This window comes from Mesorhizobium sp. M7A.F.Ca.CA.002.15.2.1 (assembly GCF_003998715.1).
GTDB lineage: Bacteria > Pseudomonadota > Alphaproteobacteria > Rhizobiales > Rhizobiaceae > Mesorhizobium > Mesorhizobium ciceri.
On record NZ_RZPI01000866.1, the window covers coordinates 1 to 2,011 of the forward strand.

The window sequence follows — 2,011 nt, forward strand, 5'->3', positions numbered from 1 at the left end:
CCGCCACAACGCAATGACCAGCGCCACGAACAGGGCCAGAAACAGCAAAACGCCGAAGGCCAGCGCATGGCCGAGCGTGATCGTTGTGGCGCCAAGCCGGGCGACAGGCTCCGAAAGGATGGTGCTCAAATCATTCATGTGGACAGCATAGACGATTCGCCGCGATAGCACAGATCAAAACGTGAACGCGCCTGATGCCAACCGGTTGACGCGTTTCGCTGGAGGTCTTAGGTGGAACGCCATGCCGATCAAGCCGCTCATCATCCTTCCCGACCCCATCCTGCGCCAGGTTTCCAAGCCCGTAGAGCGTGTCGACGCGCCTTTGCGCAAATTAGCCGACGACATGCTGGCGACCATGTATGAAGCGCCGGGCATCGGGCTGGCGGCAATCCAGATCGGCGAGCCGCTGCGCTTGCTGGTGATCGATCTCGCCAAGGAAGACGAGACGCCGGCGCCGCATGTCTTCATCAATCCGGAAATCCTGGAGAGCGCCGATGCGCGCTCCGTCTATGAGGAAGGCTGCCTGTCGATCCCGGATTATTACGCCGAGGTCGAACGCCCCGCCGCCGTGCGGGTCAAATATCTCGACCGCGACGGCAAATTGCAGGAGATAGAGGCCGAGGGGTTGATGGCGACCTGCCTGCAACACGAGATCGACCACCTCAATGGCGTCCTGTTCATCGATCACATCTCGAAGCTGAAGCGCGACATGGTGGTAAAGAAATTCAAGAAGCTCGCCAGGGACAAGGCGCCGGGCAAGCTCGCGGGATAAGGTACGGGAGTCCCCTCCAGGCCTATTGTCGGCAGGATTGCCACCAAATGGAGATGCCGACGGTCGACATGCTGATCAGGGACATTCCTGAGCCTTTGAAGCGCGAGATCGAACTGGCGGCGCGCGAGGTCGGCCAGAGCGTCTCGGACAAGGCCATCGGCCTTCTGCGCAAAGGCATAGTTGCGGAGAGGCCGGCCCGAGAGGAGTCGAGCCTCTCGGCGTGGGCTGCAATTCGCTCGGCTTTCGTATCTGAAAGCGCAATTGGCGATGAATACGCGGAAATCATGGAGAAGATCGAAGCGGAAAGATAGCGCGACGGTCGTCCCGCGACTTCGACGGCCTTGACCTGAAGCTCGTAAACCCGTTTGAAGCGGATGCCTGAGCCGGCACACTGCGCGAGCAAGAAGACAGGATACCAGAAGAAAAAATGCCCCTTCGCGTCATCTTCATGGGCACGCCGGAGTTTTCGGTGCCGACCTTGCGCGCGATCGCCGAGGCTGGCCATGAGATATCAGCCGTCTATACCCAGCCGCCGCGCGCTGCCGGACGACGCGGACTGGAGCTGACGCCGTCGCCGGTGCAGCGCGAGGCGGAGCGACTGGGCATCGAGGTGCGGACGCCGGTTTCGCTCAAAGGCGAGGCCGAACAGGCCGCTTTTCGCGCCTTGCAGGCCGATGTGGCGGTGGTCGTCGCCTATGGTTTGCTGCTGCCGAAGGCGGTTCTGGAGGCAACCCGGCTCGGCTGCGTCAACGGCCATGCGTCGCTTCTGCCGCGCTGGCGCGGCGCCGCCCCCATCCAGCGCGCCATCATGGCCGGAGACCTGGAAAGCGGCATGATGGTGATGCGCATGGAAGAGGGCCTGGACACCGGTCCGGTCGGGCTGGTTGAAAAATGCGCTATCGAACCCGATATGACAGCCGGCGATCTGCATGATCGGTTGATGAGTGTCGGTGCTGCCTTGATGGTGGAAGCGCTGGCGCGACTGGAAAGGAATACGCTGACATTCACCACACAAGCTGTGGATGGGGTGACCTACGCCAAGAAAATCGATAAATCCGAGACTCGCGTGGACTGGACTCGCTCGGCAAGTGAGGTCCACAATCATATTCGCGGCCTGTCGCCCTTTCCCGGCGCCTGGTCGGAGATAGGAATTGGCGGCCGCCAGGAGCGGCTGAAACTGCTTCGCTCGACGCTGTCGCAAGGCCTGTCGCCTTCGGAAGATTTGGGCGAGTCGGGAGG

Annotated in this window: 3 protein-coding genes and 1 pseudogene; 3 read left to right on the forward strand and 1 reads right to left on the reverse strand. The window is 61.6% G+C overall.

Features of this window, described 5'->3' with window-relative positions; all coding sequences use genetic code 11:
* Positions 1 to 138 (reverse strand): annotated as a pseudogene (locus tag ENZ74_RS35480) (DNA recombination protein RmuC); the annotation flags it as partial.
* Positions 139 to 241: 103 nt separating this feature from the next.
* Between ENZ74_RS35480 and def the strand changes: the two are divergent.
* From def to fmt, 3 genes are all read left to right on the forward strand, one after another.
* Positions 242 to 772 (forward strand): peptide deformylase, encoded by a 531-nt coding sequence (gene def / locus ENZ74_RS30425; RefSeq protein ID WP_063169729.1) that lies wholly within the window; start codon positions 242 to 244, stop codon positions 770 to 772.
* Between the two features lie 68 nt (positions 773 to 840).
* The gene (locus ENZ74_RS30430; RefSeq protein WP_244506880.1) at positions 841 to 1,083 is read left to right on the forward strand and encodes a plasmid stabilization protein; all 243 of its coding nucleotides are present in this window, start codon (positions 841 to 843) and stop codon (positions 1,081 to 1,083) included.
* 116 nt (positions 1,084 to 1,199) lie between these two features.
* Positions 1,200 to 2,011: methionyl-tRNA formyltransferase (gene fmt, locus ENZ74_RS30435; protein ID WP_127313242.1), on the forward strand; the 812-nt coding region annotated here is incomplete at its 3' end.

Bases quoted from the DNA above. Each gene is read 5' to 3' on its own strand.
- def (WP_063169729.1), top strand. From the start codon at position 242: ATGCCGATCAAGCCGCTCATCATCCTTCCCGACCCCATCCTGCGCCAG.
- ENZ74_RS30430 (WP_244506880.1), top strand. From the start codon at position 841: ATGCTGATCAGGGACATTCCTGAGCCTTTGAAGCGCGAGATCGAACTG.